This is a genomic window from Tabrizicola sp., assembly GCF_016792905.1.
Classification (GTDB): domain Bacteria; phylum Pseudomonadota; class Alphaproteobacteria; order Rhodobacterales; family Rhodobacteraceae; genus Tabrizicola.
This window is the reverse complement of sequence record NZ_JAEULP010000042.1, coordinates 1-1914: the sequence shown is the minus strand read 5'-3', so window position 1 is coordinate 1914 and position 1914 is coordinate 1. Positions and strand designations below refer to the sequence as shown.

Annotated in this window: 1 protein-coding gene and 1 pseudogene; both read right to left on the bottom strand. The window is 65.7% G+C overall.

Translation table 11 applies throughout. The features are described 5' to 3' along the window. Positions 1-792, bottom strand: a pseudogene (locus JNL31_RS09345) (carboxypeptidase M32); the annotation flags it as partial. After that, positions 789-1914: heme A synthase (gene ctaA, locus JNL31_RS09340; RefSeq protein WP_294972650.1), on the bottom strand; the 1126-nt coding region annotated here is incomplete at its 5' end. The pseudogene JNL31_RS09345 and the gene ctaA, both read right to left, overlap by 4 nt.

Genomic DNA, 1914 nt, shown 5'->3' with positions numbered 1-1914 from the left:
CCCCTGCTCATAGGCGGCGTGACCGACCTCGTGGATCGTCGAGTAGAAGCAGTTGAACGGGTCCGTCTCCGACACCCGCGTCGTGATCCGCACGTCATGGCCCGAGCCCGACGAGAACGGATGCACCGCCAGATCGACCCGGCCCCGGTTCCAATCATAGCCGAACACCGTCGCCAGCTCGCGCGACAAAGCCATCTGATCGTCGCGCCCGAAGGTTCCCACCAGCCCTTTCGCCGGTGTGGCCCCCAGCACCTTCTCCCGCAGCGCCACCAGCCGCGGCCGCATCGCATCGAACATCGCCGCGATCGCCGCCCCGGTCATCCCCGGTTCATAGTCGTCGACCAGCGCATCATAGGGATCGCCCCCCGCCGCCAGCGCCGCGCCCTCGGCCCGCTTCAACTCCACCACCTTGCGCAGGGTCGGCAGGAATCCCGCCACATCCTCCTTCGCCCGATGCTCGGCCCAGACCCCCTGCGCCAGCGACATCGTCGTCGCGATCTCCTCGGCCAGCTTCGCCGGCACCTTCATCGTCCGGGCATGGGACCGCCGGATCAGCCGCAGCTGCGCCTCGCCCGCCGCATCCGGGGCCTTCGCCGCCTTCAGCCAGCCCGCAATGCGTGGCTCGGTCCGGCGCGCGTGCAGCACCCCTTCCAGCGCCCCGATCTCCTCGGCCCGCTGCCCGGCCGAGCCTTCGGGCATCACCGTCTCCTGGTCCCAGCCGAGCCGCCCCGCGACCTGCGCCAAAGCCTCGGTCTGGCGCTGGAACGCCATCAATTCGTCAAACGCGCTCATGCCGTGCCTTCCCGGATCGACCCCGCGAAGGGGTATTGAGACAGATGCCGCGCCCGCAGGATCAGCACCCAAAGGATCACCGCGCCGATCTGGTGGGTGATCGCCACATGGACATGCGCCGCCATGAGGGCCGTCACGATGCCCAGCACCATCTGCGCCACGAGCATCGCCATCACTGCATGGAACGCGGCCCGTGTCGCCTGATAGGAGGACTTCCGCCCGCGCAGCCAGACGACGATCCCGAAGACGAACAGCAGATACCCCGACATCCGGTGCATGAACTGAACCAGACCGGGGTTCTCGAAGAACGCATGCCAGACCGGCAGACTGCCCCCGTTCCCGTCCGGCACATAGAACGCATCCGCCGGAAAGAACTGCCCGTTCATCAAGGGCCAGGTCGGAAAGGCCCGGCCCGCGTCGATCCCCGCCACCAAGGCCCCCAGCAGAATCTGTAGGAAGGCGAAATGCATCAGCCCGGTCGACAGGCTGAAGAGCTTGCCTTCCCGCCCCCGCCGCGCCGTCATCAGCTCGGCCTCAGACCGGCCCAGCAGAAACACATACCAGGCGATGAAGCCGAGGATAACGAAGGCAAGCCCTAGATGGGCCGCTAGAAAGTAGGACTCCACATCAACATTGCTGTCCCGCAGGCCCGACTTGACCATAAGCCAGCCCAGCAGCCCCTGCGCGCCGATCAAAGGGCCAAGCACAAAAAGCCGCACGGTCCAGCCGCCTGGAATCTTCTGTGCAAGGTAGAATCCGAAAAATCCGATGACCCAGACGCCGCCAATAACACGCCCCAACACACGGTGACTCCATTCAGGCCAGTAGATCGCCTTGAACCCCTCCAAGGTCATTGCAGCATTCTGCAATTTGAACTCCGGCGTTGCTTGGTATTTTGTGAACTCGGACTGCCAGTCGGCTTCGGAAAGCGGAGGGACTATGCCTATCAACGGCTTCCATTCGGTGATCGACAGCCCGCTATCCGTCAGCCGGGTCAGCCCGCCCACCACGATCATCGCCACGACCAGCAGGAACAGCCCCACCAGCCACAGCCGGATGCCCGCCCGCGCGCCCTTGGGCCGGGCGTCGATCCCGCCTCCAACTGGTGCGACCGGAGCCTTC